Below are 16,495 nucleotides of genomic sequence, written 5' to 3'. Positions count from 1 at the left end.
GGGGCGATGGGGCAACGGGCATGGATCGCGGCGAGCATCGCGCTGGTCATCGGCGCGGCGGCGGCGCTGATGGCGATGGGCCGGCCGTGGCTGTGCGCATGCGGCCACCTCGACCTGTGGGGCCAGGTCGGGCCCGAGCAGAGCCAGATGCTGGCCGACTGGTACAGCCCGAGCCACGTCATCCACGGAATCCTGTTCTATGCCATCGCGTGGAAGCTGTGGCCGCGCTGGAGCCGGGGCGCGCGGTTCGTCGCCGCGCTGGCGGTGGAGATCGGCTGGGAGCTGGTCGAGAACACGCCGCTGATCATCGACCGATATCGCGAGGCGACGATGGCGCTGGGCTATACGGGCGACAGCATCGTCAACAGCATGAGCGACGTGGCGATGATGGCGCTGGGATTTGTCGCCGCGCGCTTCGCGCCGTTGTGGGTGAGCGTGGTGGCGGTGATCGCGCTCGAGCTCACGGCGCTGGTCGCGGTGCGCGACAATCTGACGCTCAACGTGCTGATGCTGGTCGCCCCGGTCGAGGCGGTCGCCGAGTGGCAAACGAGGGCGTGACGAGCCGCCCGGGATCGTGCATGAAACGCCGGAATTCCAAGGAGTTGGCCGAGTGAAAGCAATATTCGCAGCGATCGCCCTGCTGGCGGCGGCGGCACCGGCGCAGGCCGGGGAAGTGTTCGGTGGGCTGTACGTTCACGGAGTCGATACGCCGCTGACCCTGGGCGGATCGCCCGAAGGCGGCATCGACCTCCAGGCGGGCTACCGCGGCGACCCGATCGGCGGCGAGAACGGCGCCCAGCCCTATGTGTTCGGATCGCTGAACTCGGCCGGGGACACCCATTTCCTGGCGGCCGGCTTCGCCTGGACGTTCGGCCAGCGGGTCTATGTCCGGCCGGGCCTCGGACTAGCCGTTCATAGCGGTTCGGCGCGCAACACCGACCAGCCGGGGAACAGCCGGATCGAATTCGGCAGCCGGATCCTGTTCGAGCCGGAGCTGGCGATCGGCACCCGAATCAACGAGCGGATGAGCGTCGAAGCAAGCTGGGTGCATTTGAGCCACGGCGGGCTGTTCGGCCGTCAGAACCCCGGGCTCGACACGATCGGCGCCCGCTTCAACTGGAAGCTCTAGCGGACCGGGTCCCTAGCGGCGCAGCGAGTCGAGGTTGCGGCGAGTGACCGGCGCGGCCATCTGGGCGACCGGCCGAAGCGTCGGGCTGGGCCCGGAGCGGGCGAAGGTCTGGTGCGCGTCGAGCGCCCGGGCGAGCGCTGCGGCAACCGCGCGGCGATAGTCGCTGTCGAAGTCGCCCGAGGCGCGCAGCCGATCGAGCTCGGCCGCTTCGGCCGAACCGAGCACAGCGCTGGGCAATAGTTCGAGGCGGCGGCCGGCGAAGCTTAATTGCGCCGCGACCCCGGTCTGGTCGCGGACGATCGACTGGGCGGCGGAGCGGACCGCGCCGCTGCGCGCACGCTCGGCGGCCAGTTCAGAGGCGCGCACCGCGAACAGGCTCGCGCTGCTGGCGAGCTGCATATAGACCGCGGGAGTGAGCGCGGCGGCGGCGCTGGGAAGGACAAACGGCGCCGAGGAGCGCGGCGCGGGCGCGGGGCCGCTGCTGCAGCCGGCCATCATCAGAACGGTCGCGCCGAGCGCGGCCCAACGAATTGCACGGCGGTTCATCGGCTTCTCCCCATGTGTCAGCGTCCGAGCATGGTCTCCGGCTTGACCACCCGGTCGAAGGTTTCGGCGTCGACCAGCTCGAGGTCGAGGCCGGCTTCCTTCAGCGTCATGCCCTTCTTGTGCGCATGCTTCGCGATCGCCGCGGCATCGTCGTAGCCGATCTCCGGAGCGAGCGCGGTGACAAGCATCAGCGAGCGGTTCATCAGCTCGGAGATGCGCGCCTCATCCGGCTCGAGCCCGTCGAGGGTGCGCTCCACGAAGCTTTCCATGCCGACGCTGAGCAAATTGATCGAGCGGATGACGTTGGCGCCGATCAGCGGCTTGAACACGTTCAATTCCATATGGCCCTGAAGCCCGCCGACGGTGCAGGCGACATGATTGCCCATCACCTGGGCGGCGACCATCGTCAGCATCTCGCACTGGGTCGGGTTGACCTTGCCCGGCATGATCGAGCTGCCCGGCTCGTTTTCGGGAAGCTTGAGCTCGCCCAGTCCGCAGCGCGGGCCGGAGCCGAGCAGGCGGATGTCGTTGGCGATCTTGCTCAAGGACACGGCGATGGTGTTGAGCACGCCCGACAGCTCGACCAAAGTATCGTGCGCGGCGAGTTCAGCGAACTTGTTGGGCGCCGAGGCGAACGGCAATTGGGTGAGGTTGGCGACTTCCTTGGCGAAGGCGTCGGCAAAGCCCCTCGGCGCATTGAGACCGGTGCCGACGGCGGTGCCGCCCTGGGCCAGCATCATCACCCGCGGCAGGACTCCGTGGATGCGCTCGAGATTGGCCGCGATCTGCGCCGCATAACCGGAGAATTCCTGGCCGAGCGTCAGCGGGGTCGCGTCCTGAAGGTGGGTGCGGCCGATCTTGACGATCGAATCCCAGCGCTGCGCCTGGTCGGCCAGCCGGTCGTGCATTCGCTCGAGCGCCGGAAGCAGACGGCGATAGAGCGCGATCCCGGCGGCGATGTGCATCGCGGTCGGGAAGCTGTCGTTGGACGACTGGCCCTTGTTGACATGATCGTTGGGGTGGACCGGCGACTTGCCGCCGCGGGTTCCGGCGAGCTTCTCGTTGGCGCGGCCGGCGATCACCTCATTGGCGTTCATGTTCGACTGGGTGCCCGAGCCGGTCTGCCAGATGACCAACGGGAACTGGCTGTCGAGATCGCCGCGCGCGACCTCGCCGGCGGCCTGCTGGATGGCCTCGGCCATGTCGGGCTCGATCAGGCCGAGGCGAGCATTGACCCGTGCCGCGGCCTGCTTGACGAAGCCCAGCGCGCGGACCAGCTCAAGCGGCATGCGCTCGCGTTCGCCGAACGGGAAATTGGCGATCGAGCGCTCGGTCTGGGCGCCCCAATAGCTGTCGCCGGGGACCTCGATCTCGCCGAAGCTGTCGCTTTCGGTGCGGCTTGGGTTGGCCATGTCTCGCTTTCTCTACCGTTCAGGCTGAGCTTGTCGAAGCCCTGTCCTTGTAGCGGTTAGAAGAGAAAGCAGTCCTTCGACAAGCTCAGGACGAACGGCCTGAGAGGCGCGGTCACTTCTTCTTCGTGAAATCGACCGACACGACGTTGGAGCCGTCGTCGACCGCAACCTCGGGCGAATCGTTGTCGGGCTCGTCATGGTCCTCGGGCGGCTCGGGCGCATTGGCCTGGAACTTGAGGCTGAAATCGACCGCCGGGTCGACGAATTCGGTGACCGCGCCGAACGGCACGACCAAAGTCGAGGGCACGCCGCCGAACGACAGGCCGACCGAGAATTGGTCGTCGCCGACCTTCAAATCCCAGAAGCGGTGCTGGATGACGATCGTCATCTCGTCCGGAAAGCGTTCGGACAGGTGCTTGGGGATCGACACGCCGGCGGCGCGGGTTTCGAAGGTGATGTAAAAATGGTGGCCGCCGGGCAGCTGGCCGCCCGAGCTCTCGACCTCCGACAGCACCCGCCCGACCACGTCGCGCAGCGCCTCCTGGACGATCTCGTCATACGGAATCAGGCTTTCGGGCGTGCTATCGCTCATGACTTCGTGGTAGCCATAAGCCGCACACGGTCAAGCGAACAACGGAGCCGCGACGCGATGCCGATCGACCACAAGCTGCCCTATGACGAGGGCAACGTCTTCGCGCGCATCGTCAGCGGCGAACTGCCGAGCCAGAAGGTGGTCGAGAGCAAGCACAGCATCGCGATCCACGACATCAACCCGCTGGCGCCGGTGCATTTGCTGATCGTGCCGCGCGGCAAATATGTCAGCTGGGACGATTTCTCGGCCAACGCCTCGGACGCCGAGATCGCCGACCTGGTGCGCACCGCCGGGGATGCGGCGCGGGCGACCGGGGCCGACGCCAAGGGCTATCGGCTGATCGCCAACGTCGGCCAGCGCGGCGGCCAGGAATTCGGTCACCTCCACCTGCACTTGCTTGGCGGCGAGCCGCTGGGGCCGATGCTCGCGCGCTAGGCGCCGTCGCGGCGGCATTTTAGCGATTGCGCACCCGGCAAAGGCCGCTAGGCTCCCGCGCCACAAGGGAGCAAAGGCGTTCGGGCACGTACCCACGCCATCGACCAAGGGGACGCACATGTTACTCGACCGCGTGAAACCGCTCGACGCCATATTGGCGACGGCCGAGAAGAAGTCGCTCAAGCGCACGCTGGGCGCATTCCAGCTGACCCTGTTCGGGATCGGCTGCATCATCGGCACCGGCATTTTCGTGCTGACCGCGGCCGGCGCGCAAAAGGCCGGACCGGGCCTGATGCTGGCGTTCATCATCGCCGGACTGGTGTGTATCGTCGCGGCTTTGTGCTACGCCGAAATCGCGGCGATGATCCCGGTTGCGGGCTCGGCCTACACCTACAGCTATGCGACGATGGGCGAGTTCCTCGCCTGGACGGTCGGCTGGGCGCTGGTGCTGGAATATGCCATCGCCGCCTCGGCCGTGTCGGTCGGCTGGTCGGGCTATTTCACCGGTACGATATTGAATGAGTTCCTGGGCATAGAGCTGCCGGCCGCGCTGCGCGCCGGGCCGCTCGCGCTGGGCGGCGCGGAGGGCGGGCTGATCAACCTGCCGGCGCTGATCATCGCCTTGCTGATGACCTGGCTGCTGATGATCGGCACCAAGGAGAGCGCGCGCTTCAACGCGGTGCTGGTGGCGATCAAGATCGCGGCGCTGACCGCGTTCATCGGGCTCACCCTGACCAGCGCCTATTTCGACCCCGACAAGTTCAACCCGTTCCTTCCGGCCGGGATCTTCGGCGGCTTCGGCACCGGGGTGGGCGCGGTCGGGGCGGCGGCGACGATCTTCTTCGCCTACGTCGGCTTCGACGCGGTCTCGACCGCGGCGGAGGAAACCAAGAACCCGCAGCGCAACGTTCCGATCGGGCTGATCGGGTCGCTCCTGATCTGCACCGTCTTCTACATCCTGGTCGCGGCAGGCGCGATCGGCACCATCGGCGGCCAGCCGATCATGGGCCCGGGCGGCGTGCCGTTCCCGGCCGGATCGGAAGAGCTGGCGCGCCAGTGCGCCATGCCGCAGCATGCCGAGGCCCTGGTCTGTTCGAACGAGGCGCTGGCGCACGTGCTTCGCCAGATCGGCTTCTCGGGCATCGGCAACGCGCTCGGCATCGCCGCCTTCCTGGCCTTGCCGTCGGTGATCCTGATCCTGCTGTTCGGCCAGACCCGCATCTTCTTCGTCATGGCCCGCGACGGCCTGCTTCCGGAGAAGCTCGCCGAGGTCCACCCGCGCTGGCACACGCCCTACGTCGTGACCGCGCTGACCGGCGTGGTGGTGGCGGTGGCCGCGGCCTTCCTGCCGGTCGGGCAGCTAGCCGACATCGCCAATGCCGGGACGCTCTACGCGTTCTTCATGGTGGCGGTGGCGGTGATGCTGCTGCGCAAGCAGGCGCCGGACCGCAACCGGCCGTTCAAGGTGCCGGCGCTGGCGATCATCGGGCCGCTGACGATGCTCGGCACCTTGTTCCTGTTCCTCAACCTGCCCACCGCGGCGATGCTTGTGCTGCCGATCTGGACCGCCGTCGGCGTGCTGATCTACTTCGGTTACAGCCGGCGCAGCAGCCATCTCGGCAAGGGCATCATCGAGGTGCCGGAGGCCGAGGTCGACAGGCTGGCGCCGGAAGTCGCCGGAGTCGGCGGCGAGGACGTGACCAAGCGCGACTAGACGCCGGTCCGCGCAGACTAAGAGGGGCGGTGCCGATGGGCGCCGCCCCTTTTTGCGTCAGGCGAGGAGATCGCCGGCGAGGGCCTTGAGGTCCTTCTCCGGCCGCGCGCCATAATGCTGGATGACTTCGGCGGCGGCGATCGCGCCGAGCTTGAGCGACGCTTCGAGGCCGAGCCCGCGGGCCTGGCCGGCGAGGAAGCCGGCGGCGAACAGGTCGCCCGCACCGGTGGTGTCGACAAGGCGCTCGATCGGCTCCGCGGGAACGTCGGCGCGCTCGCTACCGGCAATGGCCGACGCGCCGCGCTCGCTCTTGGTGACAACCAGCAGCGGCACGGCGGCGGCGAGCCTGGCCTTGGCCGCCTCAATGTCGTCGGTCCCGGCCATCGCCAGCGCCTCGGCCTCATTGGCGAACAATATGTCGATGCGGCCGTCGTCGAGCAGTTTCCAGAAGCCGTCGCGGTGGCGATCGACGCAGAAGGTGTCGCTCAGTGTAAAGGCGACCTTGCGGCCGGCGGCGCGGGCGGCGTCGATCGCCTTCACCATTGCCGCGCGCGGCACGTCCGGATCCCACAGATAGCCTTCGAGGTAGAGGATCGCGGCATCGGCGATGGCGGCGGGATCGATATCGCGCGCATCGAGCATCTGCGCCGCGCCGAGGAAGGTGTTCATGGTGCGCTGGGCGTCGGGCGTGACGAGGATCAGCGAGCGGGCGGTGGCGCCGACGTCGGAGCGCGGATCGACCAGGAAGTCGACTCCGGCGGCGGTGATGTCGTGACGATAGATCGCGCCAAGCTCGTCGTCCGCGACCTGGCCGACGAAGGCCGCTTTCGCGCCGAGCGCCGCAAGCCCGGCGGCGGTATTGCCGGCCGAGCCGCCGCTGACCTCGCGCCCCGGCCCCATCGCGCCGTAGAGGCGGACGGCTTCGGCTTGGTCGATCAGCCGCATCGACCCCTTGTCGAGCCCCTGTTCGGCGAGGAAGGCGTCGGTCGAATCGGCGATGACGTCGACGATCGCATTGCCGATGGCGAGCACGTCGAAGCGGGGCTGGGTCATGGAGGGTCCTGTCGGGCGGGGAAAGTCGCGGGGCGCTAGCTAGACGGTGCGATTTATTCAACCGTCATGCCAGCCCTTCGACGGCGCCTGCGGCGTCGCTCAGGATAAACTTCACCCGAATTTCGGGTGAAGGCTGGCATCCATGCCCGGCGGTGGTGCATCAAGGCAAGGACATGGGCCCCAGCCTTCGCTGTGGCGACGGAGCAAGAGATGCGCCTTTCGGTTATCTTGGTGACTAGCCTCCTCCTCGCCGCTTGCGCGCGGACTCCGGCGGTGGAGCCGGTGCGGGCGCCGGTCACGGTCCCGCGGCCGACGGGCGAGCTGGTCGGCTTGAGCGCGGCCGAGCTGGGTCAGCGCTTCGGCGCGCCGCGTCTGACGATCAAGGAAGGCAGCGGGACCAAGCTGCAGTGGGTCGCGAACGGCTGCGTGCTCGACGCCTATCTGTATCCCGCGGGTGCCGGCGGCGGGGTCGAGCGGGTGACGCATGTCGATGCGCGGCGGCCGAGCGGCGACGATCTGCCCCTGGCGACCTGCCTCACGATGATGCGCTGAGCCGAGCGAGCGCCCAGTCAGCGGCTTCGGCGACGACCGGGTCGGGATCGGCGCGGTGCGGAGCGACAGCGCGCACGAGGTCCGGGGCGGCGCTGTTGCCGGCGGCGACCAGGCAGTTGCGGATGAAGCGGTTGCGGCCGATGCGCTTGATCGGCGAGCCGGCGAACATGGCGCGGAAGGCGGCATCGTCGAGCGAGAGCAGGTCGGCGAGGCGCGGCGCGGCGAGCTCGGCGCGCGGCAGGAAGGCGCGATTGGCGGCGGCGTCCTCGGCAAACCGGTTCCACGGGCACACCGCGAGGCAGTCGTCGCAGCCGTAGATGCGGTTGCCGATCGCGGCGCGATATTCGTGCGGGATCGGGCCGGCGAGCTCGATCGTGAGGTAGGAGATGCAGCGCCGCGCATCGATCTCGCGCGGGGCGGTGATGGCGCCGGTCGGGCAGGCGGCGATGCACCGCGCGCAACTCCCGCAATGGTCGCGGCCGGGCGCGTCGGGCTGGAGCTCGAGCGTGGTGTAGATGATGCCAAGGAACAGCCAATTGCCATGCTCGCGGCTGAGCAAATTGGTGTGCTTGCCCTGCCAGCCGATTCCGGCCGCGGCGGCGAGCGGCTTTTCCATCACCGGCGCGGTGTCGACGAACACTTTCAGTTCGGACGGGGCCCGCTCGACCAGCCAGCGGGCGAGTGCCTTGAGGCCCTTCTTGACCGCCTTGTGATAGTCGCCACCCTGGGCATAGACCGAGATCCGGCCGACCTCGCCCTCGCCCGCCAGCGCCAGCGGATCGCGCGCCGGGGCGTAACTCATGCCGAGTGCGATGACGCTGCGCGCTTCGGGCCACAGGCCGGCCGGCGAGGCGCGCTCGCTTTTGCGCGCTTCCATCCAGCCCATCTCGCCGTGGCGGCCCGCGTCGAGCCAGCGCAGCAGGCGCGGGCCGGCGTCGGGCGCGGCATCGGCGCGCGCGAAGCCGCAGGCGACGAAGCCGAGTTCGGCTGCCTTCTGTCGAATTTCCTGTTCGATGGTCATTGTCATTTACCGAATGCGCCCTAGCACAATGGCCATGTCCGCTAACCATGCCGTCACCGCGCACGACCTCGTCAAGAATTTCGCCGAGACCCGCGCCGTCGACGGGGTGAGCCTCGCGGTCCCGGCCGGGTCGATCTACGGCATCCTCGGCCCTAATGGCGCGGGCAAGACCACCACCATCCGCATGCTGCTGGGGATCATCGACCCAGACAGCGGGGAGCGGCAGCTGCTCGGGCGGGAGCGGCCGCTCGAGGCGGCGCGCGAGGTCGGTTACCTGCCCGAGGAGCGCGGCCTCTATCCGGCGATGACGGCGCGCGAGGCGATCGCCTTCATGGGCGCGCTGCGGGGCCTGCCGCTCAAAGACGGGCGGTCGCGCGCGGTGGGCCTGCTCGAGGGCCGCAAGCTCGGCGAGTGGATCGACAAGCCGATCCGCACGCTCTCGAAAGGCATGGCGCAGACCGTGCAATTGCTCGGCACCATCGTCCACCGGCCGAAGCTGATCGTGCTCGACGAGCCGTTCTCGGGCCTCGACGCGATCAACCAGGCCAAACTCGAGGATCTGATCCGCGAGGAAGCGGCGGCGGGGACGACGGTGATCTTCTCGACCCACGTCATCGCCCATGCCGAGCGATTGTGCGAGCGGGTCGCGATCATCGCCGGCGGCAAAGTCGCGTTCGACGGCGCGGTCGACGAAGCGCGCGACCGGCTGCGCCCGATCGTCCATCTGCGCACCCGCGCCGAGGACGGTGCGTGGCGCTCGGCGATCCCGGCCGGGGCCCGCAAGTCGGGCCGCGAGTGGACGTTCGAGCTGCCCGAAAGCGGACCCGAGCCGCTGCTTCGCGCGCTGCTCGACGGCGACGCCGGGATCGAGACGCTGAGCATCGAGCGGCCCGGGCTTCACGACGCGTTCGTGGCGATCGCCGGCGAGGCGGCGGCGCGCAAGATGAGCGACATGGCGGAGGCGGCACGATGACGCTCAAGGAAACGCTGGCTTCGGCCTATGTCGTCGGCCGCCGCGACTTCACCGCGACGGTGTTCAGCAAAACCTTCCTGTTCTTCCTTGTAGGGCCGCTGATCCCGCTGCTGTTCGGCTTCCTGTTCGGCGGGCTCGGCGCGCGAGCCGAGCGCAACGAGGCGCCGCCGACAGTGGCCGTCATTGCCGCCCCGGCCGAATTCGCGCTGCTCGACACGGCGCGCAAACGCTTCGCGCCGCTCGAGGAAGGGCGGCCGATGGTGCTGTTGAAGCAGGTCGCTCCGGCGGGCGATACCGCTGCGCAGCGCAATCGGCTGCTTGCCGCCGAGGAGGAGAAAGTGCTCGGCGTGCTCGAGGGCGGGCTCAAGGCGCCGCACTTCACCGGCGCGGTCAATGCCGACGGTCGGACGGTCAAGCAGATCGCCTTGTTCGTCGACGAGGCGCAGCGGCTCGAGCGCGGCACCCCCGCGGCGTCGAGCGGGCCGCCGGTGCGGATCAGCCTCACCGACCGGTCGGGCGGCTCGCTCGCCTTCGCCCGGACGATCACCGCCCGGGCCGGGCAATTCCTGGTGTTCTTCCTCACCGTGTTCCTCGCCGGAATGCTGCTTTCCCAGTTGATCGAGGAGAAATCGAACAAGGTCATCGAGGTGCTCGCCGCGGCGGTCCCGGTCGATTCGATCTTCGTTGGCAAATTGTTCGCCATGCTGGCGATGAGCCTGCTCGGGATCAGCGTGTGGCTGACGGCCGGCGCGATCGGAGCGGCCTTCTTCCTCGACCAGGGACTTGGCTCGCTGCCGCCGCCGGCGGTCGGCTGGCCGGTGTTCCTTGCGCTCGGCTTCCTCTACTACACCACCAATTATCTGCTAATCGGAGCGGTGTTCCTTGGCATCGGCGCGCAGGCCTCGACGGTGCGCGAGGTGCAGACGCTGTCGATGCCGGTGACGATGGCGCAGGTGCTGCTGTTCGGCTTCGCCACGCTGGGCGTCGGCGATCCGACCAGCGCCGAGGCGATCGGGGCGGCGGTGTTCCCCTTGTCCTCGCCCTACGCGATGATCGCCCGCGCGGCGGAGGACGGGACGTTGTGGCCGCACCTCGCCGCGCTGGCCTGGCAATTGCTGTGGGTGGTGATCATCGTCCGCTTCTCGGCGCGCCTGTTCCGCCGGAGCGTGCTCAAGAGCGGCCCGGCGTTCCGCTGGCCATGGCAGAAGCGCGCGGCGGCGTAGCTGGATGGAGATCGTCGCCCGGCCCCTGCGCGGCGCGCATGTCGTGCTCGAACCGGTCAGCGAGGGCCACCGCGCCCGGATGCGCGCCGCGCTCGACCAGGACCCGGACAATTGGGCGATCCAGTCCATCACCGCGATGGGCGAGCATTTCGACCACTATTGGCGGCTGCTGACCGAAACTCCGGGGCGCATCGGCTTCGCGGCGATCGACACGGCGAGCGGGGGGCTGGTCGGCACCTCGAGCCTGTTCGACATCGAGCCGACGCATCGCACGGTCGAGATCGGCTACACCTGGTTCATCCCCGAGGTGCGCGGAACGGCAGTCAACCCGGAGGCCAAACTGCTGATGCTCGGGCACGCCTTCGACGCCGGGGCCCGGCGCGTGCAATTCAGCGTCAACGCCGCGAATGCGCGCAGCCGGGCCGCTGTGCGCAAGCTCGGCGGGGTCGAGGAAGGGATATTGCGCAACCACCGCATCACCTGGACCGGAAGTTCGCGCGACACGGTGATCTTCTCGATCATCGCCGACGAGTGGCCGCAGGTCCGGGCCGGGCTTCGACGAAGGCTCGGGATGGACGGCGCGTGCTGATGTGAGACTTCACCGCGGCCGATCCTGAAGCGGTCACGCGCGGTTTGAGAGGTGTACCCCCATTGCGGCGCGGGACCTGACGTGGGATCGCTGTCCATCGGGGGGCGGCGATGAGCGCGTTTGAGTTCTTTTTCTCATTCTACGGGCTGCTGCTCGGGCTGTGCGTGGCGCAGATCGCGGGCGGGATCGGCCATGCCATCGTGGTTCGCCGCGAGAGCCGCTTCGGCTGGCTGACCCCGACGCTGGCCGCCTTCCTGCTGCTCGACCTGGCGAGCTTCTGGTTCAACGCCTGGGATCATCGCAGCGCCATCGGCGTGACCGCGGCAACAATCTACGCCGGGATGATCGTCGCGCTGAGTTATTACATCGCCGTCGTGCTGCTGTTTCCGGTTCACTCGGGGAATTGGGAGGACCTCGACGAACATTATTGGTCGAACAAGCGATGGGTGGTGCTCGGCGTCGCGCTGGCCAATTTTGCGACGTTGGCGTGGTTCATCGGCTTGACCTTCTGGCTCTGGCCGGCAGTGGCCTGGGTGCAACTCGGCGTTTATTTTGGTCCGCTCGCCATCCTTTTCTTCTCGCGTCGGGCGTGGCTCGACGGCTTGTGCTACGCAATTTTGATCGTGGTTTATGTGGCGAGTACCGTCATGCAGCGCTAGCCGGCGCCAGGGCCGCGCAAAATCAGGCGATCGCTTCCCTCGCCATCTCCGTCAGCTGCGCCATCAGCGCCTTGTGCGGGAACGGGCCGTGGCTGATCCGCGCAACCCCGGCTTCGGCCCAGACCCTTTTGTCGGGCGCGCCCGGAAAAGCGATTGCATTGAGCGGTAGCGGGACTTCGCGGACGACCCGCTCGATGTCCTTCGGGTCGGCGATGCGCGGCACGAAGAAGCCCGAGGCGCCGGCGTCCGCATAGGCCTTGCCGCGGGCGATGACGCGCTCGATCAGGCCGCCGTCGTCCTGTTCCTTGATCATCAGGTCGGTGCGCGCGTTAAGAAAGAAGTCGTCGCCGACCGCGGTGCGGATGGCGCGGATGCGGGCGACCTGGGCTTCGACCGGATGGACGCCTTCGCCGCCGACCATTTGGTCCTCGAAGTTGCAGCCGACCGCGCCGGTGTCCTTGAGCGCCGCGACATTGGCCGCCGCTTCGCCGGGATCGGTCGCATAGGCGCCCTCGAAATCGACGCTGAGCGGCAGATCGACCGCGGCGAGGATGCGGCGGGCGTTGTCGAACACATAGGGCAACGGCACTTTGTGCGCGTCGCCATAGCCCGAGGCGTCCCCGACCGGGTGGCTGCCGGTGGCCAATGCCTTCGCTCCGGCCGCGGCGACGGCCAGCGCGCTGCCCGGGTCCCAGATGTTGTAGAGGACGATCGGATCGCCCGGCACATGGAGCGCGGCGAAGGTGGCGAAATCGCGGGCCATCAGACGCGCTCGGGGTAGATCGGGCGGATGTCGGTCGGGATGTCCTTCATCGTCGCCAGCACCGCCTCGGCCTCGGGGTCGAGCTTGCCCCAGCGATCGAGGAACGCCTTGACGCCGTTATAGTCGCCATTGCCCTGGAGGCGGACGATGTCGGCGACCAGATCGCGGATCGCGCCGTCGATCCTGGCCTCGTCGACCCGGAAGCGCTTGGCGCCGGCGTCCCACACGATGCCGCCCTTGTCGCGCAGATAGCGGTATTGCATCGCCGCGCCCTTGCCATGCGCCTCACCGACGCCGAAGCGCATCGCCCGGAACAGGCCGGCTACATAGGTTGCGCGGATCTGGCTGCGCTCGGCATTGGGCAAGATGCCCTTGTCCATCATCGCCATCACGTTCCACGCGCCCATGACGTCGGCCTTGGCCTCCTCGAGGCCCGAGGCGAGCTCCTTCAGTTCCTGGTCGACGGTGGTCTTGCGCCCGCCGACGACGATGCTGCCCGGCCCGAGGCTGTGGCTCAGTTCGTGGAACAGCGTTTCCATGAACATGTAGCGCTGGGTGACGTTGCCGGCCTGGTCGGCGACCAGGGTCAGCGACGCCATCGGCCTCAGGATCCGCTCATATTTGGCGCCGAGGACGTTGCGCAGGATGACCTTCTTGGCGCCCTTGGCCTCGCGCACCCGCTCGTCGTTGGGCAGGTTGAAAGCGACGGTCTGGACGCCCGGCACATTGTCGCCGCCGCCGTGGACCTGGTCGGCCACCGCGATCGGCGATTCGAAGCCGCGCTGGAAATTCTTGTACTTGTCCTCGACCGGCAGGTTCTGCTCGAGGCCGCGAAGCTCGCTCTTGTAGACGTCGAGCGCCTGGCTCTCCTTGGGATCGCGCAGGGTGACGAACGCCTCGAACGCGGTCTTCCGCCCATAGAGCTCGTCGGTGTAGACTTCGTACGGCCCGATCGCGACCTCGATCGGCGTGTCCTTCAGGTCCATCCACGCCAGCTCGCTCTGGAAATAATCGTCGGTGCGGAAGGATTGCGCGCGCAGGGTGAGGAATTTCTTGAGGCTGGCATTGGTCGTCCGCGCCGCGGCCTGCTCGAGCAGCTTGGCGGCGGGCTCGAGCCATTGCTTATATTCCTGGCTGTAGGGCACGGCGACGAGCTTGGCGCCCTGGCGCTTGACCACCGTATAGGGGCTGGTCAGCGCTTCCTTCTCGCCCGGATTGGCGGCGAGATAGCGGTCGAATTCCTCCTTGGTGAGATCGGCCGGGTAGAAGCCGGCGCCGGCCGGCTTCGGCCTGCCGCCGAAGAACGGCGCCTTGTCGGCGACCGGATCCCAGGGGCCGAAGAAGGCGTCGAACCGCTCGAGCAGGGCCGGGTCGTTTTTCGCCGCAAGCTCGGCGCGCAGCTGGTCGTAACCGGGCGTCGTCTGGCGCTTGTAGATCTCGCTCATGTAACCGGCGGCCTGGATCAGCAGATTCACTACCTCGCGCTCCTCGGCGGTGAGGTAAGAGGTGTCCGGCTTCATCTCGATCCGCGCCAATTTGGCGAGGCCGTCGACGGTCTCGGCCGCGGCCGAATCATTGGCGGGAGCGGCGGCGTTGGGGTCGTTCGCGGCCTGGCAGGCGGCGAGGGTGAGCAGCGACAGAGCGGAGGCGGCTGCGAGCCAGCGGTGGTGGGTCATCATCGTTCCCTAATGGTGGCGCGAGGCGGCGGGCCAGCGCCGTTCGATCAATGGACGAATCGCGCGACGACGTCGCGGTAGGAGCGGCTGACCTTCACCTGAGCGCCGCTGTCGAGCACCAGGAAGCATTCGCCGTTGGTGTGCGGCTTGACCTGGCGGACCTGGTCGAGATTGACGATGGTCGAGCGGTGGACTCGCTGGAAGCGGCGCGGGTCGAGCCGCTTTTCGAGGTCCTTCATCGTCTCGCGCAGGATCAGCGTATTGTCGCCGGTCTGGATGCACATATAGTCGCCGGCCGCGTCGATCCGCTCGATGGTGTCGACGTCGACGCGGAAGATCTGCCCCTGGTCGCGAATGTTGATCATCTTCTCGAAGCGGTTGGCTGACGGGGCGTCGCCGGGGTTGGCATCGGCCAGCTCCTCGGCGGCCTCGGGGGCGTGCTCGACGAGCGCTTCCTTGAGCCGCTCGGCCTCCTCCGCGCCGCGGCGCTCGGCAAGGCGCTGGCGGACCCGGTCGAGAGTCGCCGCCAGCCGATCCTCCTCGACCGGCTTGACCAGATAGTCGACCGCCTGGGCCTCGAACGCGCGCACCGCATGTTCGCCATAAGCGGTGACGAACACGAACAACGGCGGCTCGACGTCCATCAGCCCCTGGACCACCGAGAAGCCGTCGAAGCCGGGCATCTGGATGTCGAGGAAGACGAGATCCGGCTTGTTGGTCTTGACCGCGCGGATCGCCTCGCGCCCGTTGGCGGCGGTGGCGACGATCTCGACATCGTCATGCGCCTGGAGCCGAAGCTGGAGCCCCTGGGTGGCGAGCGGCTCGTCGTCGACGAGGATCGTGCGGATGGTCATTCGCTCTCCTTGAACTGGGAATCGGCGCGGCCGTCGAAGGGGATATCGACGATAACGCTGAACCCGCCATTTTCGTTCGACCGGGTGGTGAAGCCGTGGGCCGGACCATAGGCCTGGGCCAGCCGGTCGCGGATGTTGGTCAGCCCGACCCCGGTCGAGGGGTGCGAGGCGAGGTCGGCGCTGGTGCCAGCGCCGCTGTCGCTGACTTCGATCCGGACCCCGCGGCCCTGGCGCTCGGCCTTGATCCAGATGTCGGCGCCGGTCTCGCTCGGGGTGACGGCATATTTGATCGCATTCTCGATCAGCGGCTGGAGCAGCAGCGACGGCAGCCGCGCGCCGATGGTCTGGGCGTCGATCCGGAAGTGCGGGCGAAGGCGGTCCTCGAAGCGCATCTTTTCGATCTCGAGGTAGAGCTTCAGCGTCTCGACCTCCTGCGCCAGCGTCACCTGGGCGGTCGGCTCGTTGGCCAGGGTGTAGCGCAGGAAGGACGACAGCCGCGCGAGCATCGCATTGGCGCGCTCGGTCTGTTTCAACAGCACCAGCGTCGAGATGCTGTTGAGCGTGTTGAACAGGAAGTGCGGGTTGAGCTGATAACGTAGCATCGCCAGCTGGGCGCTCGACGCCTGATGCTCGAGCTGGGCGCGCTGGTCGATCTCCTCCTCGAGCAGCAGGTAGTAGTTGATGCCGTAATAGAGCGCCGACCAGGCGACCAGCAGGACGAAGGCGAGCAGCAGGGCGCCGAGATATTCGAGCCCGGCCGGCTGATAGTCGGGCTTGAGGAAGGTGGCGTAGCTCCACGTCTCGATCACCGAGAAGGTGCCGGCGGCGACCAGCACCGTGCCGAACGACAGAATCATCGTCCACAAGACGCGCATCGCGATCAAGCGGCGGAACAGGCTCGCCATGAGCAGGGTCAGCGAATAGCCGGTGGCGGTCAGCAGCAGCGCGTGGACGATGAACATCGCGCCCATCGAATTGGCCAGGCCGCTCAGCGAGCGAAGAATGAAATAGCCGCCCCAGCCGATCGACTGGAGCACCCAGAAGGCGCGATTCTTGTCCGAGAAGAACGGCGCGTCGAGACCGACGCCCTTGAGGATCGGCTTGGCCGGACCCTTGGGCCGGGCCGCGCCCGCCGCGAGCGGCCGCGCCGTGCCGACCGACATGTCGATGTCGCCAGCCTTGTTCACTCAAGCCGGTCCACTGCGGTTCATCACGCGGTCGATATAGGCCAGCGCGGGGCCAAGCCCAAGCGCCAGTCGCAACCGCGGGAAAAGCGCGCTAACAGGCCCGCCGACCGCAAGAAG

At 67.9% G+C, this 16,495-nt stretch carries 18 protein-coding genes; 9 read left to right on the top strand and 9 right to left on the bottom strand.

The window, feature by feature from the left end; translation table 11 throughout:
- The first annotated feature begins 6 nt into the window (after positions 1-6).
- A complete protein-coding gene (locus D0Z60_RS11110) occupies positions 7-558 on the top strand; it encodes a DUF2585 family protein (RefSeq protein WP_118858295.1) in 552 nt (183 codons plus the stop codon).
- 52 nt (positions 559-610) lie between these two features.
- Positions 611-1,129 (top strand): acyloxyacyl hydrolase, encoded by a 519-nt coding sequence (locus tag D0Z60_RS11105; protein ID WP_118858294.1) that lies wholly within the window; start codon positions 611-613, stop codon positions 1,127-1,129.
- Between the two features lie 12 nt (positions 1,130-1,141).
- Here the strand turns inward: D0Z60_RS11105 and D0Z60_RS11100 are convergent, their stop codons facing one another.
- The 3 genes from D0Z60_RS11100 to D0Z60_RS11090 all read right to left on the bottom strand — a co-directional run bounded on the left by D0Z60_RS11100 (position 1,142) and on the right by D0Z60_RS11090 (position 3,679).
- On the bottom strand, positions 1,142-1,675 hold the full coding sequence (locus tag D0Z60_RS11100; RefSeq protein ID WP_118858293.1) for a DUF4142 domain-containing protein: 534 nt from the start codon (positions 1,673-1,675) through the stop codon (positions 1,142-1,144).
- A gap of 17 nt (positions 1,676-1,692) precedes the next feature.
- Positions 1,693-3,087 carry a class II fumarate hydratase gene (gene fumC / locus D0Z60_RS11095; RefSeq protein WP_118858292.1) on the bottom strand — a complete coding sequence of 465 codons (1,395 nt, stop codon included), beginning with the start codon at positions 3,085-3,087 and terminating at the stop codon, positions 1,693-1,695.
- Positions 3,088-3,199: 112 nt separating this feature from the next.
- Positions 3,200-3,679 carry an SspB family protein gene (locus D0Z60_RS11090; RefSeq protein ID WP_118858291.1) on the bottom strand — a complete coding sequence of 160 codons (480 nt, stop codon included), beginning with the start codon at positions 3,677-3,679 and terminating at the stop codon, positions 3,200-3,202.
- A gap of 57 nt (positions 3,680-3,736) precedes the next feature.
- Here D0Z60_RS11090 and D0Z60_RS11085 point away from each other — a divergent pair, with 57 nt between their 5' ends.
- Positions 3,737-4,114 carry an HIT domain-containing protein gene (locus D0Z60_RS11085; RefSeq protein ID WP_118858290.1) on the top strand — a complete coding sequence of 126 codons (378 nt, stop codon included), beginning with the start codon at positions 3,737-3,739 and terminating at the stop codon, positions 4,112-4,114.
- A gap of 118 nt (positions 4,115-4,232) precedes the next feature.
- Complete coding sequence (locus D0Z60_RS11080) at positions 4,233-5,828, top strand: amino acid permease (protein ID WP_118858289.1); 1,596 nt, start codon at positions 4,233-4,235, stop codon at positions 5,826-5,828.
- Between the two features lie 57 nt (positions 5,829-5,885).
- On the opposite strand, the gene D0Z60_RS11075 is transcribed toward D0Z60_RS11080, so the two are convergent.
- Positions 5,886-6,881, bottom strand: coding sequence for an adenosine kinase (locus tag D0Z60_RS11075; protein WP_118858288.1), 996 nt, complete (start codon positions 6,879-6,881; stop codon positions 5,886-5,888).
- Between the two features lie 231 nt (positions 6,882-7,112).
- Here D0Z60_RS11075 and D0Z60_RS11070 point away from each other — a divergent pair, with 231 nt between their 5' ends.
- Positions 7,113-7,433, top strand: a complete 321-nt coding sequence (locus D0Z60_RS11070; RefSeq protein ID WP_240325629.1) for a hypothetical protein — start codon at positions 7,113-7,115, stop codon at positions 7,431-7,433.
- Here D0Z60_RS11070 and queG read toward each other — a convergent pair.
- Positions 7,417-8,460 (bottom strand): tRNA epoxyqueuosine(34) reductase QueG, encoded by a 1,044-nt coding sequence (gene queG, locus D0Z60_RS11065; RefSeq protein ID WP_205421059.1) that lies wholly within the window; start codon positions 8,458-8,460, stop codon positions 7,417-7,419. The genes D0Z60_RS11070 and queG overlap by 17 nt on opposite strands.
- A 7-nt stretch (positions 8,461-8,467) precedes the next feature.
- On the opposite strand from queG, the gene D0Z60_RS11060 reads away from it, so the two are divergent.
- The 4 genes from D0Z60_RS11060 to D0Z60_RS11045 all read left to right on the top strand — a co-directional run bounded on the left by D0Z60_RS11060 (position 8,468) and on the right by D0Z60_RS11045 (position 11,898).
- Positions 8,468-9,427 carry an ABC transporter ATP-binding protein gene (locus D0Z60_RS11060; protein ID WP_118858563.1) on the top strand — a complete coding sequence of 320 codons (960 nt, stop codon included), beginning with the start codon at positions 8,468-8,470 and terminating at the stop codon, positions 9,425-9,427.
- On the top strand, positions 9,424-10,650 hold the full coding sequence (locus D0Z60_RS11055; protein WP_118858285.1) for an ABC transporter permease: 1,227 nt from the start codon (positions 9,424-9,426) through the stop codon (positions 10,648-10,650). Before D0Z60_RS11060 ends, D0Z60_RS11055 begins: the two co-directional genes overlap by 4 nt.
- Positions 10,651-10,654: 4 nt before the next feature.
- Positions 10,655-11,239: a GNAT family N-acetyltransferase gene (locus D0Z60_RS11050; protein ID WP_118858284.1), complete on the top strand. Its 585-nt coding sequence runs from the start codon at positions 10,655-10,657 to the stop codon at positions 11,237-11,239.
- 110 nt (positions 11,240-11,349) lie between these two features.
- Positions 11,350-11,898: a hypothetical protein gene (locus D0Z60_RS11045; protein ID WP_118858283.1), complete on the top strand. Its 549-nt coding sequence runs from the start codon at positions 11,350-11,352 to the stop codon at positions 11,896-11,898.
- 22 nt (positions 11,899-11,920) lie between these two features.
- Here D0Z60_RS11045 and D0Z60_RS11040 read toward each other — a convergent pair whose 3' ends face one another.
- Genes D0Z60_RS11040 through D0Z60_RS11025 form a run of 4 tightly spaced genes read right to left on the bottom strand, consistent with a single transcriptional unit; the run spans position 11,921 to position 16,378 of the window.
- Positions 11,921-12,661, bottom strand: coding sequence for an isocitrate lyase/PEP mutase family protein (locus D0Z60_RS11040; RefSeq protein ID WP_118858282.1), 741 nt, complete (start codon positions 12,659-12,661; stop codon positions 11,921-11,923).
- Positions 12,661-14,337, bottom strand: a complete 1,677-nt coding sequence (locus tag D0Z60_RS11035) for a dipeptidyl-peptidase 3 family protein (protein WP_240325627.1) — start codon at positions 14,335-14,337, stop codon at positions 12,661-12,663. The genes D0Z60_RS11040 and D0Z60_RS11035 overlap by 1 nt, the downstream gene beginning before the upstream one ends.
- A 47-nt stretch (positions 14,338-14,384) precedes the next feature.
- Complete coding sequence (locus tag D0Z60_RS11030) at positions 14,385-15,191, bottom strand: LytR/AlgR family response regulator transcription factor (protein WP_118858280.1); 807 nt, start codon at positions 15,189-15,191, stop codon at positions 14,385-14,387.
- Positions 15,188-16,378, bottom strand: coding sequence for a sensor histidine kinase (locus tag D0Z60_RS11025; RefSeq protein ID WP_240325626.1), 1,191 nt, complete (start codon positions 16,376-16,378; stop codon positions 15,188-15,190). The genes D0Z60_RS11030 and D0Z60_RS11025 overlap by 4 nt, the downstream gene beginning before the upstream one ends.
- Positions 16,379-16,495: the final 117 nt, after the last annotated feature.

The sequence above is a fragment of the Sphingomonas mesophila genome (genome assembly GCF_003499275.1).
GTDB classification, from domain to species: domain Bacteria; phylum Pseudomonadota; class Alphaproteobacteria; order Sphingomonadales; family Sphingomonadaceae; genus Sphingomicrobium; species Sphingomicrobium mesophilum.
This window is presented reverse-complemented; position numbering and strand designations above follow the sequence as displayed.